Origin of the sequence: Enterobacter sp. RHBSTW-00975, assembly GCF_013615235.1 — a bacterium.
Classification (GTDB): domain Bacteria; phylum Pseudomonadota; class Gammaproteobacteria; order Enterobacterales; family Enterobacteriaceae; genus Enterobacter; species Enterobacter ludwigii.
Genome location: NZ_CP055883.1, coordinates 3232955 through 3257992 on the forward strand (window position 1 = coordinate 3232955; position 25038 = coordinate 3257992).

At 57.7% G+C, this 25038-nt stretch carries 23 protein-coding genes; 5 read left to right on the forward strand and 18 right to left on the reverse strand.

Going from position 1 to position 25038, the window contains the following annotated elements:
- The first annotated feature begins 91 nt into the window (after nucleotides 1-91).
- Genes HV340_RS15500 through HV340_RS15510 form a run of 3 tightly spaced genes read left to right on the forward strand, consistent with a single transcriptional unit; the run spans nucleotide 92 to nucleotide 3041 of the window.
- Nucleotides 92-1072, forward strand: a complete 981-nt coding sequence (locus HV340_RS15500) for a tripartite tricarboxylate transporter substrate binding protein (RefSeq protein WP_063924734.1) — start codon at nucleotides 92-94, stop codon at nucleotides 1070-1072.
- Nucleotides 1073-1083: 11 nt separating this feature from the next.
- Complete coding sequence (locus HV340_RS15505; RefSeq protein WP_020883153.1) at nucleotides 1084-1515, forward strand: tripartite tricarboxylate transporter TctB family protein; 432 nt, start codon at nucleotides 1084-1086, stop codon at nucleotides 1513-1515.
- Between the two features lie 11 nt (nucleotides 1516-1526).
- Entirely contained in the window at nucleotides 1527-3041 is a 1515-nt protein-coding gene (locus tag HV340_RS15510) for a tripartite tricarboxylate transporter permease (RefSeq protein WP_014170979.1), read from the forward strand.
- Here the strand turns inward: HV340_RS15510 and menE are convergent, their stop codons facing one another.
- The 8 genes from menE to HV340_RS15550 form a co-directional block, all read right to left on the reverse strand.
- Entirely contained in the window at nucleotides 3042-4403 is a 1362-nt protein-coding gene (gene menE / locus HV340_RS15515) for an o-succinylbenzoate--CoA ligase (protein ID WP_032680565.1), read from the reverse strand.
- The gene (gene menC, locus HV340_RS15520) at nucleotides 4400-5365 is read right to left on the reverse strand and encodes an o-succinylbenzoate synthase (RefSeq protein WP_068794834.1); all 966 of its coding nucleotides are present in this window, start codon (nucleotides 5363-5365) and stop codon (nucleotides 4400-4402) included. The genes menE and menC overlap by 4 nt, the downstream gene beginning before the upstream one ends.
- A complete protein-coding gene (gene menB, locus HV340_RS15525) occupies nucleotides 5365-6222 on the reverse strand; it encodes a 1,4-dihydroxy-2-naphthoyl-CoA synthase (protein ID WP_014170982.1) in 858 nt (285 codons plus the stop codon). Before menB ends, menC begins: the two co-directional genes overlap by 1 nt.
- Complete coding sequence (gene menH, locus HV340_RS15530; protein ID WP_063924732.1) at nucleotides 6219-6995, reverse strand: 2-succinyl-6-hydroxy-2,4-cyclohexadiene-1-carboxylate synthase; 777 nt, start codon at nucleotides 6993-6995, stop codon at nucleotides 6219-6221. Before menH ends, menB begins: the two co-directional genes overlap by 4 nt.
- On the reverse strand, nucleotides 6992-8662 hold the full coding sequence (gene menD, locus HV340_RS15535) for a 2-succinyl-5-enolpyruvyl-6-hydroxy-3-cyclohexene-1-carboxylic-acid synthase (protein WP_063924731.1): 1671 nt from the start codon (nucleotides 8660-8662) through the stop codon (nucleotides 6992-6994). The genes menH and menD overlap by 4 nt, the downstream gene beginning before the upstream one ends.
- Nucleotides 8663-8750: 88 nt before the next feature.
- Complete coding sequence (gene menF / locus HV340_RS15540) at nucleotides 8751-10046, reverse strand: isochorismate synthase MenF (protein ID WP_025203590.1); 1296 nt, start codon at nucleotides 10044-10046, stop codon at nucleotides 8751-8753.
- Nucleotides 10047-10141: 95 nt separating this feature from the next.
- Nucleotides 10142-10447 carry a stress response protein ElaB gene (elaB, locus tag HV340_RS15545; protein ID WP_020883147.1) on the reverse strand — a complete coding sequence of 102 codons (306 nt, stop codon included), beginning with the start codon at nucleotides 10445-10447 and terminating at the stop codon, nucleotides 10142-10144.
- A 53-nt stretch (nucleotides 10448-10500) separates the two neighbouring features.
- Nucleotides 10501-10962: a GNAT family N-acetyltransferase gene (locus HV340_RS15550; protein WP_025203589.1), complete on the reverse strand. Its 462-nt coding sequence runs from the start codon at nucleotides 10960-10962 to the stop codon at nucleotides 10501-10503.
- A 70-nt stretch (nucleotides 10963-11032) separates the two neighbouring features.
- Here HV340_RS15550 and rbn point away from each other — a divergent pair, with 70 nt between their 5' ends.
- Nucleotides 11033-11950, forward strand: a complete 918-nt coding sequence (gene rbn / locus HV340_RS15555) for a ribonuclease BN (protein ID WP_063924730.1) — start codon at nucleotides 11033-11035, stop codon at nucleotides 11948-11950.
- 64 nt (nucleotides 11951-12014) lie between these two features.
- A complete protein-coding gene (locus HV340_RS15560; RefSeq protein WP_063924729.1) occupies nucleotides 12015-13019 on the forward strand; it encodes a chemotaxis protein in 1005 nt (334 codons plus the stop codon).
- Nucleotides 13020-13120: 101 nt separating this feature from the next.
- On the opposite strand, the gene nuoN is transcribed toward HV340_RS15560, so the two are convergent.
- From nuoN to nuoE, 10 genes are all read right to left on the reverse strand, one after another.
- Entirely contained in the window at nucleotides 13121-14578 is a 1458-nt protein-coding gene (gene nuoN / locus HV340_RS15565) for an NADH-quinone oxidoreductase subunit NuoN (RefSeq protein WP_059306764.1), read from the reverse strand.
- A gap of 6 nt (nucleotides 14579-14584) precedes the next feature.
- Nucleotides 14585-16114 (reverse strand): NADH-quinone oxidoreductase subunit M, encoded by a 1530-nt coding sequence (nuoM, locus tag HV340_RS15570; protein ID WP_059306765.1) that lies wholly within the window; start codon nucleotides 16112-16114, stop codon nucleotides 14585-14587.
- Nucleotides 16115-16190: 76 nt separating this feature from the next.
- Nucleotides 16191-18032 carry an NADH-quinone oxidoreductase subunit L gene (gene nuoL, locus HV340_RS15575; RefSeq protein ID WP_014170992.1) on the reverse strand — a complete coding sequence of 614 codons (1842 nt, stop codon included), beginning with the start codon at nucleotides 18030-18032 and terminating at the stop codon, nucleotides 16191-16193.
- Nucleotides 18029-18331: an NADH-quinone oxidoreductase subunit NuoK gene (nuoK, locus tag HV340_RS15580; protein ID WP_003861496.1), complete on the reverse strand. Its 303-nt coding sequence runs from the start codon at nucleotides 18329-18331 to the stop codon at nucleotides 18029-18031. The genes nuoL and nuoK overlap by 4 nt, the downstream gene beginning before the upstream one ends.
- Nucleotides 18328-18882 (reverse strand): NADH-quinone oxidoreductase subunit J, encoded by a 555-nt coding sequence (gene nuoJ, locus HV340_RS15585; RefSeq protein ID WP_014170993.1) that lies wholly within the window; start codon nucleotides 18880-18882, stop codon nucleotides 18328-18330. Before nuoJ ends, nuoK begins: the two co-directional genes overlap by 4 nt.
- Before the next feature lie 10 nt (nucleotides 18883-18892).
- On the reverse strand, nucleotides 18893-19435 hold the full coding sequence (gene nuoI, locus HV340_RS15590) for an NADH-quinone oxidoreductase subunit NuoI (RefSeq protein WP_003861491.1): 543 nt from the start codon (nucleotides 19433-19435) through the stop codon (nucleotides 18893-18895).
- A gap of 13 nt (nucleotides 19436-19448) precedes the next feature.
- Entirely contained in the window at nucleotides 19449-20426 is a 978-nt protein-coding gene (gene nuoH / locus HV340_RS15595) for an NADH-quinone oxidoreductase subunit NuoH (RefSeq protein ID WP_014170994.1), read from the reverse strand.
- Nucleotides 20423-23149 (reverse strand): NADH-quinone oxidoreductase subunit NuoG, encoded by a 2727-nt coding sequence (gene nuoG / locus HV340_RS15600; RefSeq protein WP_020883144.1) that lies wholly within the window; start codon nucleotides 23147-23149, stop codon nucleotides 20423-20425. The genes nuoH and nuoG overlap by 4 nt, the downstream gene beginning before the upstream one ends.
- Before the next feature lie 53 nt (nucleotides 23150-23202).
- Nucleotides 23203-24540 carry an NADH-quinone oxidoreductase subunit NuoF gene (nuoF, locus tag HV340_RS15605; RefSeq protein WP_014170996.1) on the reverse strand — a complete coding sequence of 446 codons (1338 nt, stop codon included), beginning with the start codon at nucleotides 24538-24540 and terminating at the stop codon, nucleotides 23203-23205.
- Entirely contained in the window at nucleotides 24537-25037 is a 501-nt protein-coding gene (nuoE, locus tag HV340_RS15610) for an NADH-quinone oxidoreductase subunit NuoE (protein ID WP_014170998.1), read from the reverse strand. Before nuoE ends, nuoF begins: the two co-directional genes overlap by 4 nt.
- Nucleotide 25038 lies beyond the last annotated feature (1 nt).

Here is a 25038-nt window from a genome sequence, read left to right on the forward strand (position 1 = left end):
AATCACGCAACGGAACCGCTACAAGGTGGTTCACATAATCAGTAAAAAGACCCGTACCCGTACTCCCGGAACTCCGGCGTGAGGATAAACGATGAAAAAACAACTACTTTCGACTCTTGCTGCAAGCGTATTGATGATAAGTGCCTCTGTCGTTCAGGCGCAGGATGCCCCGTCCCGCACCGAGTGCATCGCGCCGGCGAAACCCGGCGGCGGTTTCGATCTCACCTGCAAACTCATTCAGGTCAGCATGCTGGAGACCGGCGCTATCGCAAAACCCATGCGCGTGACCTATATGCCCGGCGGCGTGGGTGCCGTTGCGTACAACGCGATTGTCGCGCAACGCCCTGCGGAAGCCAGCACGGTGGTGGCTTTCTCCGGTGGCTCGCTGTTGAACTTGTCTCAGGGAAAATTTGGCCGCTACGGCGTGGATGATGTGCGCTGGCTGGCAACCGTCGGTACCGACTACGGCATGATTGCCGTGCGCGCGGATTCACCGTGGAAATCCCTGAAAGACCTGCTGACCGCCATGGAAAAAGATCCGAACAGCGTGGTAATTGGCGCCGGTGCCTCCATCGGCAGCCAGGACTGGATGAAAGCCGCCCTGTTGGCACAGCAGGCGAAGGTTGATCCTCACAAGATGCGCTACGTGGCGTTTGAAGGGGGCGGCGAACCGGTGACGGCGCTGATGGGAAATCACGTTCAGGCGGTATCCGGCGATCTCAGTGAAATGGTGCCCTACCTGAACGGCGATAAAATCCGCGTGCTGGCGGTCTTCTCTGAGAACCGTCTGCCAGGCCAGCTGGCGAACGTCCCTACCGCAAAAGAACAGGGTTATGACCTGGTCTGGCCGATTATCCGCGGTTTCTTCGTCGGGCCAAAAGTGACCGATGCCGAATATCAGTGGTGGGTCGAAACCTTCAATAAACTCCAGCAGACCGAAGCGTTTAAAAAGCAGCGCGATCTGCGCGGGCTGTTTGAGTTCAACCTGAGCGGCAAGCCGCTGGATGAGTACGTCAAAAAACAGGTCAATGACTATCGCGAACAGGCGAAAGCCTTTGGCCTTGCCAAATAACCGGAGGCGGTATGAGCGATCGTATTTTTGCCGGGATTTGGCTGCTGCTCTGCGTCGGTGGGATGTTCGTCGCCTGGCAGATCCACAGCGAATACAGCTATGAACCGGTGGGGCCGCGCCCCTTCCCGATGGGCATTGTTGGACTGATGCTGCTCTGCTCGGTGGCCCTGCTGCTCCGTCATCCGGATACCGTAGAGTGGCCACCGCGCCGTATTCTGCAGCGTCTGCTGGTGATGGTCATTGTTCTGCTGATGTACGCCTGGGGTTTTGAGTGGCTCGGCTTTCCGGTGGCAACCGCCATCCTGACGATGGTGATCGGCATGCTGTTTAACGCCACCCTCCCGGCGGCGGGGATTTCCGGCGCGGTAATGGGGATCTTGCTGTGGTTTGCCTTTGACCGCCTGCTGGATGTGACCTTACCGCTCGGCGCATGGTTTAATTAACGGAGCACGCTATGGATACCTGGATTTATCTCTCGCAGGGGTTCGCCGTGGCGATGACCCCCGAAAACCTGGTGATAGCCCTGATCGGCTGCTTTGTCGGGACCATTGTGGGTCTGCTGCCCGGCCTTGGGCCGATTAACGGCGTCGCCATTTTACTCCCGCTGGCGTTTGCCCTGCATCTGCCTGCGGAATCGGCGCTGATCCTGCTGGCGACGGTGTATATCGGCTGTGAATATGGCGGGCGTATTTCATCCATCCTGCTGAACGTGCCCGGCGATGCGGCGGCCATTATGACCGCGCTGGATGGCTACCCGATGGCACGGCAGGGTCGCGGAGGCGTGGCGCTGTCCATCTCCGCGGTCAGTTCGTTTTGTGGTTCACTGATTGCCATCGGCGGTATCATTCTGTTTGCCCCTGCGCTGGCCCAGTGGTCGCTGGCGTTTGGTCCGGCAGAGTATTTTGCGCTGATGGTCTTTGCCATCGCCTGTCTCGGCAGCATGATGGCGCAGAATCCGCTGAAATCGTTTTTGTCCGCGCTGATTGGCTTAGGGTTAGCCACCGTCGGCGTGGATGCCAACACCGGGGTTTATCGCTTTACCTTTGACAGCGTGCACCTTTCCGACGGCGTGCAGTTTATCGTGGTCGTGATTGGCCTGTTCTCGGTCTCTGAAATTTTATTGATGCTGGAACATACCAGCAGCGGACAGACGCTGGTGCGTAAAACGGGCCGCATGCTTTTCAGTGCCAAAGAGGGCGCACAGTGTATCGGCGCGACGCTGCGTTCGTCGGTGATTGGCTTCTTCGTCGGCATTCTGCCGGGGGCCGGGGCCACCATCGCCAGCGCCATCACTTACATGACCGAGAAAAAGCTCAGCGGCAACAGTGACAGCTTCGGCAAGGGGGACATTCGTGGGGTAGCGGCACCAGAGGCTGCGAATAACGCCTCGGCCTGCGGTTCGTTTATCCCGATGCTGACCCTTGGCGTACCGGGCTCGGGCACCACGGCGGTGATGATGGGCGCGCTGACGCTCTATAACATTACGCCTGGACCGGCCATGTTTACCGAGCAGCCGGATATTGTCTGGGGGCTGATTGCAGCGCTGCTGATCGCCAACGTGATGCTGCTGGTCATGAACATTCCGCTGATTGGTCTGTTCACCCGGATGCTGACAATTCCCCTGTGGTTCCTGGTGCCGGCTATTGCGGCCGTCTCAGCGGTGGGAGTGTATGCGGTACACAGCACCACTTTCGATCTGGTGCTAATGGTGCTGCTTGGCGTACTGGGCTACATCCTGCGTAAGATGCACTTCCCGATGTCGCCGCTGATTTTAGGCTTTGTGCTGGGAGAGATGCTGGAGCAGAACCTGCGCCGCGCCTTGTCCATCAGCAACGGCAATATGTCTATTCTGTGGGACAGCAGCGTGACGAAGGTGCTGTTAGCGATGGCCATTCTGGTGATTGTGGTTCCGCCGGTATTGCGTCTGCTGCGTCGCCGCCAGCGCAAACCGGCACCGGATATCGGTTGATTATCCTTTCAACAGACGGGCGACCCACTGTTTTAATGCCTGGCGGGAGATCTTAATCCCGCCATTTTTAAGCTCTGCCGGCAGCATCAGCCAGTGCACTGGCTGCTCAAAGCGCGCCAGTTTACCCTGTACCCACGCCGGGAAGCCGGTGATATCGGTTCCCGGTTCACACTCCACCACCGCCACCGGACGCTGACCGAACTCGGCGTCATCGAGTGGGACGATAAACGCCTGGTTTATCTGCGGATGGCGGGCAATAACCCGCTCAAGGCTTTCCGGCTGGATCCCTTCGCCCCCGCTGAAAAAGAGGTTGTCCATTCGGCCAAGGATCGTCAGGCGCCCGTCATGCCATTCCCCGCGATCGCGGGTGGCAAACCAGCCCTGAGCATTGGTCAGCGGAATCAATGCACCGTCCCGCCAGTAACCTGCGGCCATACTTTGCGCTTTGATCCACACTTCACCGTCAACCACCCGCACCTCTCTGCCCGGCAACGCAGCGCCGACGTCCGGTTCACCGTCTGCCTCTTTGGCACAAACCGTTGAGGCAAACTCCGTCAGACCGTAGCCACAGAAAGTGCGGATCCCCCGCTGGCTCGCCTGCTGAGTCAGGTCAACGGGGATCGCGGCCCCGCCAAGCAGTACGGCTTTCAGCGCGACAGGCTGGTGTGCATTAAGCAGACGCCAGAGCTGCGTCGGTACCAGTGAGGCATGCGTACAGCCCTGCAGGGCCTGCGCCAGCGGCTGCTTCTCGCGGACGGTTAAGCGCGCGCCAGCCTGCAGCCAGCGCCACAAAATCCCCTGCCCGGAGACATGAAACAGCGGCAGGGAGAGCAGCCAGTCGTCTTCATCGCCGTAGGGCATCAGCGAAAGCACGCCGCGCGCACTGGCAAGATGGGCGGCACAGGTATGGACCGCCGCCTTGGGTAAACCGGTTGAACCGGATGTCAGCGTCATGGAAGCCAGCCGCGACGGTTGCCACGCCACGCGACACCCGCCCGGCGCCTCGCGCATACTGAGTGCCACCAGCCCGTCGTAGACGCCGTCCAGCACCAGGGCAAAGCGCAGCGTCATCTGCGGGAGCAACACGTCCAGCAACGGGTGCGGCAGCTGCGGGTTAACGGGAAGAATACGTGCCCCGCACTGAAGCAATGCCAGCCACGCCATCAGGGTTTGCGGGTGATTATGCGCCAGCAGCAGTACGCCGTCGCCCTCCTGCACACCCTGCAGCTGAAAGCCTGCGGCCAGTCTGTCGATGCGCGCACACAGCTGTTGCCAGCTGAGCGTCTCATCGTTCAGCCTCAGGGCCGGTTTATCAGCATACTGCGCGCACCAGTGTCGCCACGGCCAGTCGGTAAAACTCATAGCAACGGCTCCAGCCCCTCAACGTCAAGGAGCGGCAGCGTGCTGTCTGGCCACGTTCGGATAAGCTGATTTTGCATCAGGTTCAGCGTATCGAGACCGGGGACAGTGTCTGGCGTTAACCAGGCGGCAATGCGCGCCAGTTGGGTTAGCCCCAGGCTGGACTCAATCGAAGAGCTGATGACCGCCGTCAGCCCGGCGGCATGGGCCGCCGCGACCTGCTCGCGTACCTTAGCAAGGCTGCCGGTCAACGTCGGTTTAATGACCACCGCGCGGACACCCGGTTCGGCGACAAACGCAAAGCCGTCTTCACGCAGGCTTTCATCCCACGCGATGGCAATGCCGGTTTCACGGGCAAACGCCCGGGAATCGTCGCGAGTTTTACACGGCTCTTCCAGAAACGCGATACGACTGCGGTACGCCGGGTTTACGTACTTCGCGAACTGCTGCGCCTTCAGCGGCGTCCAGGCGCGGTTAGCATCCAGACGCAGATGCAGGTCGGGCAATGCTTCCAGTAAGAGGTTAGCGACCATCCCATCGCGTACCGCTTCATAGAGACCGACTTTGATTTTCGCCACTTTCTCGCCTGGCATGGCGGCGAGCAGCGCAAAAAGCTCATCCGGATCGCCCGTACAGAGCGGTGCCGCGCGGTAATTAGCCTCTGCAGGCAAGCTACCGTCCAGCTCCGCCAGCGCGCAGCTAATACCAAAAGCCGCGGAAGGCACCTCCGGCAACGCCGGGTTCGCGCCCTCACGCCACTCACTGGCCCACGCCAGCAATACCGCCTGCGCGTCCTCCAGCGATTCAAGGCTAAAGCCCGGCAGCGGCGAAATCTCGCCCCAGCCTTCCTGCTCGCCCTGCTGCAGATGCACCAGCATGCCATCACGGGTTTTTAACCGCCGTTCACGCAGCACCACGCCCGCGTCCATCGGTATCTGCCAGCGGTAAACCTGCGCGCGACGCATTACGGATTCCGTTTATATTTGCTGAAGTCAGGCTGGCGTTTTTCGTTAAAGGCGTTGCGACCTTCCTGCCCTTCTTCGGTCATGTAGAACAGCATGGTGGCGTTACCTGCCAGCTCCTGCAGACCTGCCTGACCGTCACAGTCGGCATTCAGGGCCGCTTTCAGGCAGCGCAGCGCCATTGGGCTGTTTTGCAGCATTTCACGACACCAGCGCACGGTCTCTTTCTCGAGGTCGGCAATTGGCACCACGGTGTTCACCAGACCCATATCCAGCGCTTCCTGAGCAGTGTACTGACGGCACAGGAACCAGATTTCGCGGGCTTTTTTCTGACCGACAATACGCGCCATGTAGGAAGCACCCCAGCCACCATCGAACGACCCCACTTTCGGGCCCGTCTGGCCAAAGATGGCGTTCTCTGCGGCAATGGTCAGGTCACACATCATGTGAAGCACATGGCCGCCGCCGATGGAGTAGCCTGCCACCATCGCCACCACCGGCTTTGGACAGGTGCGGATCTGGCGCTGGAAATCGAGCACGTTCAGGTGGTGAACGCCAGAGTCATCCTGGTATCCGCCGTAATCGCCGCGCACTTTCTGATCGCCACCGGCACAGAAGGCTTTTTCACCTTCGCCGGTCAGGACGATAACACCGATGTTGTCGTCATAGCGCGCGTCTGCCAGCGCCTGAATCATCTCTTTGACGGTCAGCGGACGGAACGCGTTACGCACCTGCGGGCGGTTGATGGTGATTTTGGCAATGCCGTCTGCGGATTTGTGGTAACGAATGTCGGAGTAACCTTCGGAGCAGTCTTGCCATTCAACCGGCGCATAGAGCATGTGTTCATCAGGATAGATCATAGAGAGTCCTTTATTCGAAGACGCAGTATCTGAGCCAGACTCGCAGCAACCGCAGCGGGGTTTTCCCGGTGGGCGTTGTGTCCGGCATGGGGAATCGCATGGCGTACGGCGTGCAGTTCAGCCGCAAGGGCTTTGAACTTCTCATCACGTTCACCATATAAATAATCAAAAGCGACGTTGCAGGCGCTCAGTGCCGGACGCAAATCAGGCTGCACGGCCAGCGAGGTGGCCTCGAGCATCATCGCCAGATTCGCGCCATTGTTCTGGCTACGCAGGCGAATAAGCGCCTGCCGCTGAACGTCCGTCAGGGAAGCAAATACGGGTTGTCGGTACCAGTCGGTGAAAACCACGTCGAGCGATTCGGTGCGAAAGCGCCGCGCCCAGCGGCGATCGGATGCCAGCCGCGCACTCCGCTCACCGGCATCCTGTAGCCCGGGATGGCCGCCTTCCACAATAATGCCCTTCAGCCCCTCTGGCTGCTGGCAGGCATGGAACATCGCAATGCGGCCGCCGAGGGAGTACCCCACCAGCCAGAAATTCAGTATGTTGTAACTAAGGAGGGTTCGGGTCAGCAAATCGCTCATCTCCTCGAACCCGGTCACGCCAGTATTGCCGGATTCACCGTGCCCCGGCAGGTCGAGATACAGCCGCGGGTAATCGCTCAGCGCCGCCCCGACCGTCTGCCACTCGCGGCAATCCCCGGAAAAACCGTGCAAAAAGACCAGCCAGGGATAACCTGGCTTTCCAGCCTGCTGCACGCCCGTAAGGATCACAGGTGGCTTACCTGGGCCAGCAGGCTTTGCAGTTTCTGCGCGCCGTCAGCATCGTTCACCACCAGCTCGATCAGCGTCGCACCGGGCTGTCGCCAGGCGCTGCTCAGGGCCGCATCAAGCGCCTCCCAGCTTTCCGGGCGATGGTATTTCAGGCTGAACATTGCCGCGGCGTGTTCAAACTGCACGTTCTGCGGCATCAGATAGAAACGCTCACGTTCGCTCTGCGGGGTGGGCAGCAGGGAGAAAATCTGTCCACCGTTGTTGTTAACCACAATCAGCACAAACGGTGCCGAAACCTGACGCAGCAGCGCCAGGGCATTGAGGTCGTACAGCGCGGAGAGATCGCCGATGATTGCCAGCGTAGACTTCGCGCTGGCACGCTGTACGCCCGCCGCCGTGGAGATCAACCCGTCAATGCCGCTGGCCCCCCGGTTACTGTAGACCGGGTAACCGGCTGGCAGCTTTGAAAAGGCATCTATCAGGCGAACCACCAGGCTGTTGCCGACAAACAGCTGCCCCTGCTCGGGCAGATACTGACGAATACGGTGTGCCAGCCCGGCCTCACTGAACGCTTCGCAGCTCGCCTGGGTTAACGCCCAGGCCTGTTCCGAAAGCGCCGGGATCGCAACGGCCCAGGGCTTGCGTTTTTCAGCCGGATGGAGCGCAAGCCAGGCGTCAATCTCACTGACCAGACGACGACCACGATGGTGTGCCGGGTCGAGCCGCCCTTCCAGCGAGTCCACCAGCCAGTACTCTTCTGGATCACAGGTTGCCTGCCACTGCAGTAACCGTTTGCCGGTCAGGCTTGAGCCGAGCTGGACAATAATCTGCGCCTGCGAAAGCTCGGTGACCGCCTTCGCATTCCCCAGCCAGAGATCGGCACACGGCAGCGGCTGACCGGTCTGGGAAAGTACGTCGCCAATCAGCGGCCAGCCAAGGGTTTGCGCCCATTCCGCAACCAGCTTGCCTTGCGCGGCGCTCATGCGCCCGGCAACCACCACGCCACGCTTCTGCCGCCAGAAGAACCAGTCACGTTGTCTGGCGCTTTCAGGATGCGGTTGTGCACGCAGCCACGGCTTTTCACTTTGCCACCACTCACCCAGGGTGCGCTGCCATTCAAGACCAGTGTCATCCATTTCGCCATACAGCGGTTCGGCAAACGGACAGTTAATATGCAGCGCCCCGCCGCGCAGTGTCCCGATGGCATGATCGATTGTCGAGACCAGCCAGCTTGCCGGAATATCCTGAGTGGGACGCGGTAGCGCAATTGCCTGTGAAGGATGCGAGGCAAAGATGCCCGGCTGACGAATGGCCTGGTTGGCACCACAGTCGATAAGCTCGGGGGGACGATCCGCGGTCAGCAGGATCAGTTTCTCCCCGGTTAATCCGGCTTCGATCAGCGCCGGATAGAGGTTTGCCACCGCGGTACCGGAGGTCACAATCACCGCCACAGGCTCGTTGCTGACTTTCGCCAGCCCCAGCGCCAGATGGCCAAGCCCGCGTTCATCAAAATGAGTGTGGTGAATAAATGCCCGGTTTTCAGCGGCCGCCAGCGTCAGCGGGGTTGAACGAGAACCCGGTGCAATACACACGTGCCTGACGCCATGGCGAGTCAGGGCTTCAAGGATCACCGCCGCCCAGCGTCGGTTAAAAGAACTTACTGACATGAGATTGTCCGGTATCAAGAATGCGACACAGTATAAATAATAGAAAAAATTGGAATTTTGATATGAATCGGGATTGCGCGAATCAGTCTTAATCCCTTAGGAGCAGAGAGCGCAGTCCGGCCACTTTGTTTTCTATCTCCTGCCACTCCTGCTCCGGGTCAGAGCCGCTGACAATTCCTGCCCCGGCGTACAGCCGCAGGGCGTCTTCGTAAACACGGGCAGAACGCAACGCCACGCAGAACTCGCTTTGTTCAGGGGATAAATACCCGGCAGAACCTGCGTACCACTCGCGGTCGAACGGCTCGTTGTGGTAGATAAAGTCGCGCGCCGCCTGACGCGGCAGGCCGGCGACGGCCGCCGTGGGCTGCAGAACATGCAGGCATTGTGCATCGTCAGCGTGTTTGAGCTCGGTCCAGATACAGCGACGCAGATGCTGTACTTTACGCAGCCGTACAACCTGGGCGGGCAGCACCTCCAGCGTCTGGGTATGGTGCTGGAGCCGCTGGCAAATATCTTCCACCACCAGCATATTTTCTCGCTGATTTTTGTCGTCGTTCATCAGCCAGTCGCCCAGCCGTTCAGCCTGTTTATCATCGGTATGGCTGGCGACGGTGCCTGCCAGCGCTTCCGTGCGCAGCAGCTTGCCGCGTCTGCGCCACAGGCGCTCGGGGGTCGAGCCGAGAAACGCGTTGCTGGCATCGAACACCATGCAGAAATGGTAGCAGTTCAGGTTCAGGGCGCGGCTGGCAGCCATCAGTGCGACGGGGTTAACAGAGTGCTTAAACTGCAGGTCGGTTGCCCGGGCGAGCACCACCTTTTCAAAATCACCGCGTGCGATGGTCTGGGTTGCCTTGCGGATAAGGCGCAGCCATTCGGGTTGTTCCGGATGATGCTTTTCCTGCACAACCTCAACGGACAGCGGACGAATGGGTCTCGCCTCACCGAGCTGCTGGAGAAAATCCAGCGCGGCGCGGGCATCATCGTGAAGTGAACTGTCGCTCCACAGCTGCAGGCGTAACGTGGCCTGTCCGGCGGTACGTCGCCACAGCAGACGCGGTAAAAACAGACTGCCCTGCTCGGGATTAAACGCATTCAGGCCGCAGATACGCGTGTCGCGGGCCGCATCATGCGCCTGCAAAAACTGTGAGGCACATGCCAGAGAGGAGAAATGCGCGACGGCACCAAGCGCAGCAAGTTCTTCATCACCGTTACGCTGTTGCCAGTAAAACTGAGGATAGCAATGCTGAACACCCAGCCAGGCCAGGGGATCGAAGGCGTCGTTTAACGGGAAAGAGACGTCGAAGTGATGTAAACCGGGTGCAGTGGGTAACGCTTGCGTAAGCTGGCTACGCAGATGCTCCAGCGCGGTGGAAATCGAATTCACGCGAACCTCTCCCTGTTAAAACCGCATATTATACGGGGTACTGACCATAAATAGCAGTACCCACGTATAGGGAGTGGTTAACCGTATATGGAACGTTAACGGCGGGCTAAAAGCAGCCCCAGCACCAGTCCGACAGCTGCCCCTACCCCGATGCCTTGCCATGGTTTTTCATGGACGTAATCATCGGCACGGTATACCGCCTTTTTCGCGCGGTAGTAGTAATTGTCCGAAGCATGGCTGACGCGATTTTTAACATCATCCAGCGCTTTTTCGGCACGGGCTTTCAGCTCAATATATTTCTGATCGGCAGGGTCGCCCGACGAACGTAACACCTCTTCCAGCGTTTCGCTCAGCAAGGCCAGGTCGTCATCGATACGGGTATCCCAGGATTGAAATGACATATTTTTCTCCATGTTAGTACACCAGTCCGCTAACTATAGCCAACGACTCGCCATTACGCCTGTTTCGCTTCCCGCGCCATGCCGATGTGTGGAATACCGTCCTCATCGTACACGTCCGTCACGGGGGTAAACCCAAAATGCCCGTAAAACGGTTGCAGGTGCGCCTGCGCGCCCAGATATAACGCCTTGTCCGGCCACTGTTTTTGGCACGCTTCCAGCGTTTTTTCCATCAGCTGATAGCCCAGTTTTTCACCACGCGCGTTGCCGCTGATAATCACGCGACCAATCACGACAGGCTCAAAATCGTCTTCGCTTTTCAGAATCCTCGCATACGCCACCAGCGCGTTGTCCCGCCAGCCAAGAATATGGCGATTCTCGCCAATAAGATCATCGCCATCGATATCCTGATACGGGCAGGTTTGTTCAACAACAAACACTTCGCAACGCAGTTTAAGCAGCGCGTAAAGTGACGCTACCGTGAGCTCACTATGGTGTAAATCTTGCCACTGGATCATGTCAGTCTCCTTCCTGGGTTCATCACGTTATACTAAACCCCTCCCCGTTCGGCAAAGGGCTGATTACGTTATGGAACTGATTTTTCTCGGTACGTCCGCTGGAGTGCCAACCCGATCACGAAATGTGACCGCGATTCTGCTGGATTTGCAGCACCCGACGCGGGGTGGATTATGGCTTTTTGACTGCGGTGAAGGGACGCAGCATCAGCTGTTACATACCCCGTATCATCCCGGCAAACTGGATAACATTTTCATTACCCATCTGCATGGCGACCATCTGTTTGGCCTGCCTGGTCTGTTGTGCAGCCGCTCAATGGCGGGCAATGCCAACCCGCTGACGATTTACGGGCCTGCGGGTATTCGGGAATTTGTCGACACCACGCTGCGTCTGAGCGGCTCATGGACAGATTACCCCCTGGAGGTGGTGGAGATAACCGCCGGTCTGGTCCTGGATGACGGTGTGTATCGGGTGACAGCCCAACCCCTGAGCCATCCTGTGGAGTGCTATGGTTATCGCATTGAGGAGCGGGATAAACCCGGCGCGCTCAATGCGTCGGCGTTACTGGCCGACGGAATAAAACCCGGGCCGCTGTTCCAGCGCCTGAAGCAGGGCGAAACCGTGACGCTGGAAGACGGGCGCGTCATCAACGGGCAGGATTACCTCGCCGCCCCGCAGCCCGGGAAAAAACTGGCGATTTTTGGCGACACGGCCCCGTGCCCGGCGGCGTTGCTGCTGGCGCAGGGTGTGGATCTCATGGTGCATGAAGCCACCCTCGAGGCTACGATGGAAGAGAAAGCCAACAGCCGGGGCCATAGCTCTACGCACCAGGCGGCGCAGCTTGCGCGTGACGCGGGCGTCGGGAAACTGATCGTCACCCATGTCAGCTCGCGCTACGACGCCCGGGGCTGTGAACGCCTGCTGGCAGAGTGCCGTGAACGTTTCCAGGAATGTGAGCTGGCCGAAGATTTCGCTAAGGTCAGCGTTTAGTCCTTCATTTTTCTCTCAGAGTGCCGATAACGATTAAAAGGTCAGCATTTCTCTCGAGGGTAGAATGGATAATTTCCAGAAAGATATTGATGACAGGGCGAATCTCACCCTGTCGAACCGTTTTGAACTGTTGCTGTTCCGTCTTGGCACCTCTCTGAACGCAAATAAATCCGAGCTGTTTGGCATTAACGTCTTTAAGCTGCGTGAAATTGTGCCGATGCCAGAGTTCACGAAACCCGCCGGGATGAAATCACCGCTGATGGGCATGGTGAATATTCGTGATCAGGTTATCCCGGTAATCGACCTGGCCGCCGTGGCGGGCTGTAAGCCAACCACCGGGCTGAACATCCTGCTGATCACGGAATATGCCCGCAGCGTGCAGGCTTTTGCGGTGGAATCCGTTGAGAACATCATGCGTCTTGACTGGAAGCAGGTGCACGCGGCGGAAACTGCCGTCAGCGGGCGGTATATCACCAGTATCGCCTGTCTGGATGAGAAGAGCGATACCAATGAGCTGGCGATGGTGCTCGACGTTGAGCAGATCCTGTATGACATCACCCCGGCCAACCACGACCTGCATGCCACGGATCTGAAGACCACGAAATTCCACATCAAGCCCGGTGCCGTCGCGATTGTCGCCGAAGACTCAAAAGTGGCACGCTCGATGCTGGAAAAAGGTCTGCAGGCGATGGAGATCCCGGCGCAGCTGCATATCACCGGCAAAGACGCGTGGGAGAAAATTAGCGTGCTGGCGGCGCAGGCTCAGGCTGAAGGTGTGCCGATTACCGATAAGATTGCACTGGTGCTGACCGACCTGGAAATGCCGGAGATGGACGGCTTTACCCTGACGCGTAAAATCAAAACCGACCCGCTGTTGAAAGATATTCCGGTGGTGATCCATTCTTCCCTCTCCGGCAATGCTAACGAAGATCATATTCGTAAGGTGAAAGCCGACGGTTACGTGGCAAAGTTTGAACTCAATGAACTCTCGTCAGTCATTGAAGAAGTCCTGGATCGGTCGATGAAGAAGATTGACGGTCCGCTGATTAGCCGTAAACAGCTGGCTTAACTTTCAGCAGGCTCACGCCTTCCCGACAGGGCAAGGCCGTAAGCCAACAAAAAACCCGCCGAGGCGGGTTTTTTTATTCACTGCGGTCAACAGCAACGTGATTACAGCAGCGGCATCGCGTGCTGCACGATGGTGATCAGCGGCTGTGGATAGATACCGAAGATCAGTACCAGCAGCGCGGAGATCAGTACCACGATACCACCGGCGCTGTACTGCCAGTTACGCGGCGCATCGCGGTTCAGCTGCTGAGGTGCACTCAGATACAGACTCACGGCCACACGCAGGTAGTAGTAGAGACCGATTGCAGAGCCGATCACCACGCCCGCCGTCAGCCACCACAGGTGTGCCTGCACACCCACTGCCAGCACGTAGAACTTACCGATAAAGCCCAGCGTCATCGGAATACCCGCCAGAGAGAGCATCATCACGGTCATAACGGCGGACAGAATCGGACGGTGCCAGAACAGACCACGGTAGGAGAACAGGGAATCTGCATCCGGACCACGGTACGGGCTGGACATCAGGCTCACCACGCCGAACGCGCCGAGGCTGCTGAACAGGTAACCGGCCAGGTAAACACCGACGGTCTCCATCGACATCTCACCGCTCTGCAGCGCAATCAGTGCCACCATCAGGTAGCCCAGATGGGAGATAGATGAGTAGCCCAGCAGACGTTTAATGTTGGTCTGGCTCAGCGCCATCAGGTTACCGAAGATGATGGAAGCAAACGCGATGATACCCAGCACCACACGAACCGCTTCACTGTCACCCACCGGCGCATACAGGAACAGACGCATCACCACCCCGAAGATAGCGATTTTGCTCGCCGTCGCCAGGAAGGTTGAGACTGGAGCAGGCGCGCCCTGGTAGACGTCTGGCGTCCACAGGTGGAACGGAACCAGAGAGAGCTTAAAGCCAAGGCCAACAATCATCATGCCCAGACCCGCCAGCAGCAGCGGTTCGTGCAGCATACCGTCGCCGAGGCTCTTGCCGAGCGCCATGAAAGAGAGATTACCGGACTGTGCGTACAGCAGCGCGATACCAAACAGCAGGAAAGACGACGCGGCAGCAGACAGAATGGTGTACTTGATGCTCGCTTCCAGAGAACGTTTCTGACGGAAGGCGTAACCAATCAGACCGAACAGCGGCAGAGAGATAAGCTCAATACCGAGGAACAGCGCAGCCAGATGGTTCGCATTCGCCAGCAGAATACCGCCCAACGCGGCAATCAGTACCAGCAGGTAAAACTCTTCTTTGTTGTCGTTGTAGCCTTCCAGCCATGGGTACGCAAACGTACAGGTTGCCAGGCTCGCCAGCAGAACCAGACCCGAGTACAGCATGGCATAGCCGTCAACGCGCATCAGTGGAGTGACGTCCATCGCCCCGCCCTGGCCAACAAACCAGAGAGAGACTAATGCGGCGTTCAGACCGATGACCGACAGCGTGGCATTCAGGAAGTGATTGCGTCGCCACGCAATGGAGAGCATCACAACCACCACCGTCAATCCGACGATCAGCAGCGGTAGCAGCGCGATCAGTTGTTGTGGAGTTATTGTCATGGCGAATTACGGCCTTGTAGTAGAAGCAGAATTAACAAACCACTGCTGGATATTCCCCATCGCGGAGTGCGAGGTATCCAGAATTGGCTGCGGGAAGAAGCCCAACAGCACCAGCAGTACGACCAGCAGCAGGATGATGAACAGCTCACGCAGCGACATCCCCGGCAGTTCTTTTGCAGCAATTTCGCTCTTCGCTTTACCGAAGTAAGCGCGATGCAGCATCGCCAGCGAGTAAACGGAAGCGAACACCAGACCAAAGGTGGAGATCACGGTAATGACCGGCACCACTTTGAAGCTGCCGAACAGAATCATAAATTCGCCGACGAAGTTACCGGTGCCTGGCATACCCAGCGTGGCCACCGCGAAGAACATAGAGAGCGCTGGCAGCCATTTAATTTTGCTCCACAGACCGCCCATCATACGCATGTCACGGGTGTGAAGACGTTCGTACAGCTGACCACACAGGATGAAGAGACCGGCTGCGGACAGACCGTGCGCAATCATCTGGATAACCGCACCCTGGTAAGCCAGCTGGCTGCCGGTGTAGATGGCAATCAGTACAAAGCCCATGTGGGAAACGGAAGTGTACGCAATCAGACGTTTAATGTCGTACTGCGTGAAGGCCATCCAGGCACCGTAGAAGATACCGATCACACCAAGCCACATCGCAATTGGCGCGAACTCAGCGGACGCATTCGGGAACAGCGGCAGAGCGAAACGCAGCAGACCGTAGGCCGCGGTTTTCAGCAAGATCCCCGCCAGGTCAACGGAACCCGCCGTTGGCGCCTGTGAGTGCGCGTCTGGCAGCCAGCCGTGCAGGGGAACCACCGGCATTTTCACCGCGAAGGCAATGAAGAAGCCGAGCATCAGCAGGTATTCCACACCGTGAGACATCGGGGTCTTCAGCAGGTCTTCATAGTTGAAGGTCCAGATACCGGTCGCGGTATGGTGAACAAACACCAGCGCCAGAATCGCAATCAACATCACCAGACCGCTCGCCTGGGTATAGATGAAGAACTTGGTTGCCGCCGTGATACGCGTTTTACCGTCGGACGCCTTATGGCCCCACAGCGCGATCAGGAAGTACATCGGCACCAGCATCATCTCCCAGAAGAAGAAGAACAGGAACATGTCGATGGCAAGGAACACGCCGATAACGCCGCCCAGGATCCACATCAGGTTCAGGTGGAAGAAGCCCTGGTATTTTTCAATTTCTCGCCAGGAGCACAGTACCGCCAGAACGCCGAGCAGACCCGTCAGCACCACCATCAGCAGCGACAGACCGTCGATAGCCAGGTGAATGCTTATCCCAAAACGCGGGATCCACGGCAGAATAAATTCAGACTGCCACTGCGGAATCCCCGCAGACTGCGTCAGAGAGTAGCCACCCTGCAACCACAGTTGCAGACCAAGCGCGAGCGTCAATCCCATGGTGATCAGCGCGATCCAGCGCGGCATCTTCACGCCAAAGCGTTCAGTCTGCCAGCACAGGAAGCCGCCGATGAAGGGAATTAATATTAGCCAGGGTAGTAACATGGCGATTTACATTCCTTTTTAAGGCCCCCAGCAGGGGCCTGATTTTCAACGAATTCGAATAAAATTCACTTAACGATCAACGCAACACCATCAGCAGCGCCAGCACGACAACCGCACCGATGCTCATGGACGCCACATACCAGCGCAGGTAACCGTTCTCGCTGAACAGCAGGCCTTTACCTGCAAAGCGGGAAAGGATCGCCGGGATATTCATCAGGGAGTTCAGCGGATCGCGTTTCAGCAGCCACGCAATGCCCAGGAACGGCTTGACGAAGATCATGTCGTACAGCCAGTCGAAGCCCCACGCGTTGTACCACCAGGTCCCCAGCAGGCGGCCTGGCGCACTGTTGGCAACGGCAGTCACCAGCGTACGTTTGCCCAGCCACAGCCATGCTGCGATCAGGATGCCCGCGATAGCGACCACACCCGAGGTGATTTCAAGCGTCAGAACGCGACCGTGCTCAAGCTCGGTGGTGTCCGGCAGTACGCCCTGCAGCGGTGGCACAATCAGTGCGCCAACGAAGGTGGAGAGTACCAGCAGCACAATCAGCGGCAGGTGATGAGTAATCCCCTTCCCTGCGTGAGCGTGAATTTGTTCTTTACCGTGGAATACGATGAAAATCATACGGAAGGTATACAGGGAGGTCATGAACGCACCGACCAGACCCGCAACCATCAGATTGATATGACCATTCGCCATGGCACCGGCAAGGATTTCGTCCTTACTGAAGAAGCCCGCGGTAATCAGCGGCAGTGCCGCCAGCGCCGCGCCGCCCACCAGGAAGCAGACATAAACCAGCGGAATGGACTTACGCAGTCCGCCCATCTTGAAGATGTTCTGCTCGTGGTGGCAGGCCAGAATCACGGAACCGGATGAGAGGAACAGCAGCGCTTTAAAGAACGCGTGCGTCATCAGGTGGAAAATAGCTGCGTCCCATGCCTGAACACCCAGTGCCAGGAACATATAACCAATCTGGCTCATGGTGGAGTACGCGAGAACGCGTTTGATGTCGGTTTGCACCAGCGCGGCAAAGCCTGCCAGCACCAGCGTTACCGCACCAACGATACCCACCAGATGCAGAATTTCCGGCGTCATCAGGAACAGACCATGCGTACGCGCAATCAGGTAGACCCCAGCGGTAACCATGGTTGCGGCGTGGATCAGCGCGGAGACAGGCGTTGGACCTGCCATCGCGTCGGCCAGCCATGTCTGCAACGGCAGCTGCGCGGATTTACCCACGGCACCACCCAGCAGCATCAGCGTTGCCCACCACAGCATGTCATTGCCGGCAGCGAAGTGCGCTGGCGCCAGTTCCACCATTTCGCGGAAATTCAGCGTGCCCAGTTCGTTGTAGAGAATGAACAGCGCGAAGGCGAGGAAGACGTCACCCACACGGGTCACGACAAACGCTTTCATGGCCGCTGCGCCATTCTTCGGATCGGTATAGTAGAAGCCGATCAGCAGATAAGAGCAGAGACCCACGCCTTCCCAGCCGAGATACATCAACAGCAGGTTATCGGCCAGCACCAGAACAACCATGCTCGCGATAAACAGGTTGGTGTAGGCGAAGAAGCGGGAGTAACCCTCTTCACCGCGCATATACCAGGAGGCAAACATGTGGATCAGGAAGCCCACGCCGGTTACCACGGAGAGCATGGTCAGAGAGAGACCATCCAGCACCAGGTTGAAACCGATGTTGAAATCACCGACCGACATCCAGGTCCACAGCGGTACGCTGAAGGCCTGACGCCCGTTATTAAAGAAGTCGATACCCGCATACGCTGTCACCAGCGCAGCCAGACCCACAGAGCCCATGCCGACGGTGGCGGACAGATTCTCAGACCAGCGGCCACGAGAAAACGCCAGCAGCACGAAGCCAATCAGCGGAAAAATAATGGTTAAGGCAAGCATGTTCATCCACGCAACTCACTTACTGAATCGATGTTCAGGTTCTGGCGGCGACGATGGAGCTGCAGTAACAGCGCCAGGCCAATACTCGCTTCGGCAGCCGCGAGGCTGATGGCGAGAATGTACATCACCTGACCATCGGTCTGGCCCCAGTAGCTTCCGGCGACCACGAAGGCCAGCGCGGAGGCGTTAATCATGATTTCCAGACCGATCAGCATAAACAGCAGATTGCGGCGGATAACCAGACCGGTTAAGCCCAGAACGAATAAAATCGCAGCGAGGATCAGTCCATGTGTTAAGGGGATCATGCGCGTTCCTCCGTTTTTCTTTTCGCGCGGTCGTCAGTGCGGTTGCTCAGCAACTCACCAGCACGCTCTTCGCGGCCAACGTGGAAGGCAACAACCAGGCCCGCCAGCAGCAGCATAGAGGCCAGTTCAACCGCCAGGACGTATGGGCCAAACAGCGTAATACCCACCTCTTTAGCGCCGATTGGCGTGCCGTCGATGCCCTGATCATTCACACCCAGAATGGCGTAAACAATGACCACCAGCATGATGGCCGACAGGATCGCCGGGCCAATCCAGACCTGCGGTTTTAACCACTGACGTTCCTGCTCAATTTCAGAGCCGCCCAGGTTCAGCATCATCACCACGAAGACGAACAGCACCATGATGGCCCCGGCGTAGACGATGATCTCCAGCGCACCAGCAAAGTGCGCGCCCAGCGCAAAGAACACCCCGGAAATAGCCAGCAGCGAGATAATTAAGTACAGCAGCGCATGCACCGGATTGGTGTGCGTAATCACTCGCAGCGTAGCCAGGATGGCGATAAGGCCACAGATATAAAAAGCGAATTCCATTGCCCTCTCCTTACGGTAACAGGCTCTTGACGTCGATAGGCTTAGCTTCGTTCTCTGCTTCGCCCTTATCTTTGCCGTCGATTGCCATACCCGCCATCCGGTAGAAGTTATATTCCGGGTATTTGCCCGGACCGGAAATCAGCAGATCCTCTTTCTCGTACACCAGGTCCTGACGCTTATACTCACCCAGTTCGAAGTCCGGGGTCAGCTGAATCGCCGTGGTTGGGCACGCTTCTTCACACAGACCGCAGAAAATGCAGCGTGAGAAGTTGATGCGGAAGAACTCAGGATACCAGCGGCCATCTACCGTCTCTGCTTTCTGCAGAGAGATACAGCCCACCGGACACGCTACCGCACACAGGTTACAGGCTACGCAGCGCTCTGAACCGTCCGGATCGCGCGTCAGCACGATACGGCCACGGTAGCGCGGCGGCAGATATACCGGCTCTTCCGGGTACATCCGGGTTTCGCGTTTAGCAAACGCGTGCAGGCCGATCATCCAGATACTGCGTACCTGAGTGCCGAAACCTACCAATAATTCTTTTAAGGTCATGGTCTATAGCCCCTTATGGCTGCTGCCAGAGAATGACAGCCGCCGTTACCAGCAAGTTGATGAGCGTCAGCGGCAGGCACACTTTCCAGCCGAAGGACATTACCTGGTCATAACGCGGACGCGGTAACGCTGCGCGAATCAAAATGAACATCATCATGAAGAACGCGGTTTTCAGCGCGAACCAGATGAACGGCGGTAAGAACGGGCCATGCCAGCCACCAAAGAATAGCGTTACCATCAACGCGGAAATGGTGACAATACCGATGTACTCGCCCACGAAGAACAGACCGAATTTCATACCGGAATATTCGATGTGGTAACCGTCGGCCAGTTCCTGTTCGGCTTCTGGCTGGTCAAACGGGTGACGGTGACACACCGCCACGCCCGCGATAGCAAAGGTAATAAAACCAAAGAACTGCGGGATAACGTTCCAGATGTCAGCCTGGTTGTTGACGATGTCGGTCATGTTGAATGAACCGGCTTGCGCCACCACACCCATCAGGGAAAGCCCCAGGAATACTTCGTAGCTCAGCGTCTGCGCAGAAGCACGCATCGCACCCAGCAGGGAGTATTTGTTGTTACTGGACCAGCCCGCGAACAGCACCGCATACACGGCGAGGCCTGCCATCATCAGGAAGAACAGAATGCCGATGTTCAGGTCAGCCACCACCCAGGTCGGGCTGACAGGAACAATCGCGAACGCCAGCAGCAGCGAGGTAAAGGCGATCATCGGTGCCAGAGTAAAGATCACACGGTCAGAGAAGCGCGGGATCCAGTCCTCTTTAAAGAACATCTTGATCATGTCCGCTACCAGCTGGAGTGAACCACCCCAGCCCACGCGGTTCGGCCCGTAACGGTTCTGGAACAGACCGAGCAGACGACGTTCACCAAAGCTCATGAACGCGCCACAGGTGACGACCACCAGCAGGATAACTATCGCTTTCAGAATGCTCAGCAGGATGTCGATAAGATCCGGCGTTAACCAACTCATGCTTTTGCCTCCTGCAGATTATCAAGACGCGCACCCGCCAGTACTGGCGCGATGCCAGGCATACCCATCGGCAGACCCACCTGCCCTGCTGTCAGACTTTCAGAGATAATCAGCGGCAAGCTGATTGTCTGGCCATCGTAGCTAAAGGCGATGTTCGCACCCGCGTTAACGCCAAGCTTCGCGGCATCTGCCGGGTTAAGCTTGATGTACGGCTGCGGCATGCGGCTCTGGAATACCGGAGAACGCTGGGACAATTCGTCACTGCCGAACAGATGGTAGTACGGCGCAATACGCCAGTTCCCTTCCTGCGCCTGGAAGCTCGCCGGCACGGTGGTGAAGAAGTCCAGACCGGTGTCGGAAGCTTCAATCAGACGCACGCCCGGGTCACCGTGGCGCAGAGAGCCGCCCACTTCAGCCTGGAATTTGTTCCATGCCTGCGGGGAGTTCCAGCCTGGTGCCCATGCGAACGGAACCTGAGAGCGCGGTGCAGACGGCTGGTTGTTCCCTTCCATTGAGAAGGCAAACATCGTGTCTTTATCCTGCGGCTGACGAGGTTCGTGAACGCTGATGTTGGCACGCATCGCGGTACGACCGCTGTAACGGTGCGGTTCACGCGCCAGTTTCTGGCCACGAATACGGAAGCTTGCGTCAGGAGCCGCATCTTTGATGCCAGCCAGCTGAGGCAGTTTTTCCACGACCGCGTCGATAACATGGTCGAGCTGCGTCCAGTCCACTTCACGGCTCTGAACGGTGCTGTGCAGAGAGTGCAGCCAGCGCCAACTTTCCAGCATTATGGTGTTGCTGTCGTAGTACGCCGGGTCATACACCTGGAAGAAACGCTGTGCGCGGCCTTCGTTGTTGATAACCGTACCGTCGCTTTCCGCGAAGCTTGCCGCAGAGAGCACCAGGTGCGCTTTGTCCATGATCGCGGTGCGCTGATGGTCAATAACCATCACAAGCGGCGCTTTGGAGAGCGCTGCGTCAACGCGTGCGGCAGAAGCATGGCGATGCAGGTCGTTTTCCAGCACCACAACGGCGTCAGCAGCACCGGATTCCAGTTCGCTTAACGCAGCTTCCAGAGAGCCACCGCCAATCATTCCCAGTCCGATGCTGTTCACCGCACGGGCAATCATGGTCACGCCAACGTCTGCACCACGGCCTTTCAGCGCTTTAGCCACGTTCGCGGCAGCCTGAATGATCTCTGCGCTACCGGCGTTAGTCCCGGAAACAATCAAGGGTTTCTTCGCACCCGCCAGGGCCTGAACAATCACATCAACCTTGTTCTGCAGGTCGCGATCGAGACCTTCAACGGCCGGAGAATTGCTGTCCAGCGCATGAGCAATCGCAAAGCCAAGACGGGCCTGATCTTCAACCGGCGCGCAGTAGGTCCACGCCGCGATATCGTCCAGACGCGTGCTGTCGACGTTGGTCACAAACAGAGGATGCTTCGCACGCTGACCGATGTTGAGGATTGCCGCAATCTGCCAGTCAGCCACTTTCTGAGCCGCCGCCATTTCACGAGCTTTACCTTTGACCGCCTGACGAACCGCCAGGGCAGCGCGAGCGCCGGTCTGCGTCAAATCTTCACCCAGCACCAGAACCGCATCATAAGATTCAATTTCACGCAGCGCTGGGGTATGAATACCGCCTTCACGCAGCACTTTCAGTACCAGCTGCAGACGTTCCTGCTCGCCCTGAGCGATACCGGTGTAGAAGTTTTCCGCCCCAACCAGCTCACGCAGCGCGAAGTTACTTTCGATGCTGGCGCGCGGGGAGCCGATACCGATCACTTTCTTCGACTGACGCAGAATATCTGCCGCGCCCTGCATCGCCTGTTCAGCGTTCAGGGTGATGAAGTCATCACCACGGCGTTGAACGGGCTGACGTGGACGGTCTTTCAGGTTCACGTAGCCGTAGCCGAAACGACCGCGGTCGCACAGGAAGTAATGGTTAACGGTACCGTTATAACGGTTTTCAATACGACGCAGTTCGCCATAGCGCTCACCCGGGCTGGTGTTACAGCCCAGCGAACACTGCTGGCAGATGCTTGGTGCAAACTGCATGTCCCACTTACGGTTGTAACGCTCGGAGTGGGTTTTATCGGTGAAGACGCCGGTTGGACAAATCTCGACCAGGTTACCGGAGAATTCGCTTTCCAGCGTACCGTCTTCCGGACGACCGAAGTAGACGTTGTCATGCGCGCCATACACGCCCAGATCTTGTCCGTCTGCGTAATCTTTGTAGTAACGCACGCAGCGGTAGCAGGCGATGCAGCGGTTCATTTCGTGAGAGATGAACGGCCCCAGATCCTGGTTGCGGTGGGTACGTTTGGTAAAGCGATAGCGACGGAAGCTGTGACCGGTCATTACGGTCATATCCTGAAGGTGGCAGTTACCGCCCTCTTCACAGACCGGGCAATCGTGCGGGTGGTTGGTCATCAACCATTCCACAACGCTTTCACGGAACTGTTTGGCTTCTTCGTCATCAATCGAAATAAAAGTGCCTTCGGTGGCTGGCGTCATACAGGACATCACCAGGCGACCACGCGTGTCTTCCGCGTTTTGATATTGCTTCACCGCACACTGGCGGCAAGCACCGACGCTGCCCAGCGCCGGATGCCAGCAAAAATACGGAATATCAAGGCCGAGCGACAGACAAGCTTCCAGCAGGTTGTCCGCCCCGTTGACCTCATACTCTTTGCCGTCTACATGAATCGTAGCCATTAGCATGCTTCCAGTTGGCTCAGTCGTAACTGAGCGTTAATCAAAATTCTGTTTTACCAGCGCGCTTTCAGCAGGTTCGGCTGAATCCCATTGATTGCATGGGTATTGCTGAACGGCTGCTTGATGCCTGCTTCGAATTCGTCGCGGAAATATTTAATCGCGCTCTGCAGTGGCTCAACGGCGCCTGGTGCGTGGGCACAGAAGGTTTTCCCTGGGCCCAGGAATCGACACAGTTGCTCAAGTGTCTCGATATCGCCAGGCTGGCCTTCACCACGTTCGATAGCACGCAGGATCTTCACGCTCCACGGCAGACCATCACGGCACGGTGTACACCAGCCGCAGGACTCGCGGGCAAAGAACTCTTCGAGGTTACGCACCAGCGATACCATGCCGATCTCGTGGTCGACGGCCATCGCCAGCGCCGTACCCAGACGGCTGCCTGCTTTACCAATGCTTTCGAATTCCATCGGCAGATCAAGATGGGCCTCGGTCAGGAAGTCTGTCCCTGCACCGCCTGGCTGCCAGGCTTTGAATTTCAGGCCATCACGCATGCCGCCAGCGTAGTCTTCAAGAATTTCACGTGCGGTGGTGCCAAACGGCAGTTCCCAGACGCCAGGGTTCTTCACGCGACCGGAGAAGCCCATCAGCTTGGTACCGGCATCTTTACTGTTCGAGATGCCCTGATACCACTCCACGCCATTGGCGAGGATTGCCGGGACGTTACACAGGGTTTCAACGTTGTTTACACAGGTCGGTTTACCCCAGACGCCAGAGCTTGCCGGGAACGGTGGCTTGGAACGTGGGTTCGCACGGCGGCCTTCCAGGGAGTTAATCAGTGCGGTCTCTTCACCACAGATATAACGCCCTGCCCCGGTGTGCACGAACAGCTCGAAGTCAAAACCGGTGCCAAGGATGTTTTTACCCAACAGGCCCGCTTCAGTGGCTTCGGCAATCGCGCGACGCAGGTTTTCAGCCGCTTCGATGTATTCACCGCGCAGGAAAATGTAACCCCGGTACGCTTTCAGCGCGAACGCGGAGATCAGCATGCCTTCCACCAGCAGGTGCGGCAGCTGTTCCATCAGCAGGCGGTCTTTATAGGTGCCCGGCTCCATTTCATCAGCGTTACACAGCAGGTAACGGATGTTCATGGATTCGTCTTTTGGCATCAGGCTCCACTTCAAACCGGTGGAAAAGCCAGCGCCGCCGCGCCCTTTCAGGCCAGCGTCTTTGACCGCACTGACGATGTCGTCCGGCGCCATGCCGCCCAAGGCTTTACGCGCACCGGCATAGCCGTTTTTGCTCTGGTATTCGTCGAGCCATACCGGCTGTTTGTCATCACGCAGACGCCAGGTCAGTGGATGAGTTTCAGCAGTACGAATTACAGTTTTCATTTGTACTGCTCCAGCAGGTCAGGAATGGCTTCCGGCGTCAGATAACTGTGAGTATCCTCATCAATCATCATGGTCGGCCCCTTGTCGCAGTTCCCCAGGCAGCAGGTTGGCAGCAGCGTAAAGCGGCCATCGAACGTGGTCTGGCCTGGCTTGATATTGAGCTTTTTCTCAATCGCTGCCTGAATGCCCTGATAACCGGTAATGTGACAAACCACGCTGTCACAGTAGCGGATCACATGGCGACCCACCGGCTGACGGAAGATCTGGCTGTAGAACGTGGCTACGCCTTCTACGTCACTTGCCGGAATGCCCAGCACTTTTGCGATCTCATAGATCGCCCCATCCGGCACCCAACCACGCTGTTTCTGTACGATTTTCAGCGCTTCAATGGACGCCGCACGCGGGTCTTCGTAGTGGTGCATCTCGTGCTCAATAGCGGCACGTTCTGCTTCACTCAGCTCAAAAGCCTCGGTTTGTGGTTGTTGATTCTCGTGCATA

Excerpts from the sequence above, each read along its gene's own strand:
- nuoK (WP_003861496.1), bottom strand. The coding sequence starts at position 18,331 with ATGATCCCCTTAACACATGGACTGATCCTCGCTGCGATTTTATTCGTT.
- rbn (WP_063924730.1), top strand. The coding sequence starts at position 11,033 with ATGGAACTGATTTTTCTCGGTACGTCCGCTGGAGTGCCAACCCGATCA.
- nuoF (WP_014170996.1), bottom strand. The coding sequence starts at position 24,540 with ATGAAAACTGTAATTCGTACTGCTGAAACTCATCCACTGACCTGGCGT.
- HV340_RS15560 (WP_063924729.1), top strand. The coding sequence starts at position 12,015 with ATGGATAATTTCCAGAAAGATATTGATGACAGGGCGAATCTCACCCTG.
- HV340_RS15510 (WP_014170979.1), top strand. The coding sequence starts at position 1,527 with ATGGATACCTGGATTTATCTCTCGCAGGGGTTCGCCGTGGCGATGACC.
- nuoH (WP_014170994.1), bottom strand. The coding sequence starts at position 20,426 with ATGAGTTGGTTAACGCCGGATCTTATCGACATCCTGCTGAGCATTCTG.
- nuoI (WP_003861491.1), bottom strand. The coding sequence starts at position 19,435 with ATGACCTTAAAAGAATTATTGGTAGGTTTCGGCACTCAGGTACGCAGT.
- nuoE (WP_014170998.1), bottom strand. The coding sequence starts at position 25,037 with ATGCACGAGAATCAACAACCACAAACCGAGGCTTTTGAGCTGAGTGAA.
- elaB (WP_020883147.1), bottom strand. The coding sequence starts at position 10,447 with ATGTCATTTCAATCCTGGGATACCCGTATCGATGACGACCTGGCCTTG.
- nuoL (WP_014170992.1), bottom strand. The coding sequence starts at position 18,032 with ATGAACATGCTTGCCTTAACCATTATTTTTCCGCTGATTGGCTTCGTG.
- HV340_RS15505 (WP_020883153.1), top strand. The coding sequence starts at position 1,084 with ATGAGCGATCGTATTTTTGCCGGGATTTGGCTGCTGCTCTGCGTCGGT.
- menC (WP_068794834.1), bottom strand. The coding sequence starts at position 5,365 with ATGCGTCGCGCGCAGGTTTACCGCTGGCAGATACCGATGGACGCGGGC.
- nuoJ (WP_014170993.1), bottom strand. The coding sequence starts at position 18,882 with ATGGAATTCGCTTTTTATATCTGTGGCCTTATCGCCATCCTGGCTACG.
- HV340_RS15550 (WP_025203589.1), bottom strand. The coding sequence starts at position 10,962 with ATGATCCAGTGGCAAGATTTACACCATAGTGAGCTCACGGTAGCGTCA.
- HV340_RS15500 (WP_063924734.1), top strand. The coding sequence starts at position 92 with ATGAAAAAACAACTACTTTCGACTCTTGCTGCAAGCGTATTGATGATA.
- nuoG (WP_020883144.1), bottom strand. The coding sequence starts at position 23,149 with ATGGCTACGATTCATGTAGACGGCAAAGAGTATGAGGTCAACGGGGCG.
- nuoM (WP_059306765.1), bottom strand. The coding sequence starts at position 16,114 with ATGTTACTACCCTGGCTAATATTAATTCCCTTCATCGGCGGCTTCCTG.
- menE (WP_032680565.1), bottom strand. The coding sequence starts at position 4,403 with ATGAGTTTTACCGACTGGCCGTGGCGACACTGGTGCGCGCAGTATGCT.
- nuoN (WP_059306764.1), bottom strand. The coding sequence starts at position 14,578 with ATGACAATAACTCCACAACAACTGATCGCGCTGCTACCGCTGCTGATC.
- menD (WP_063924731.1), bottom strand. The coding sequence starts at position 8,662 with ATGTCAGTAAGTTCTTTTAACCGACGCTGGGCGGCGGTGATCCTTGAA.
- menB (WP_014170982.1), bottom strand. The coding sequence starts at position 6,222 with ATGATCTATCCTGATGAACACATGCTCTATGCGCCGGTTGAATGGCAA.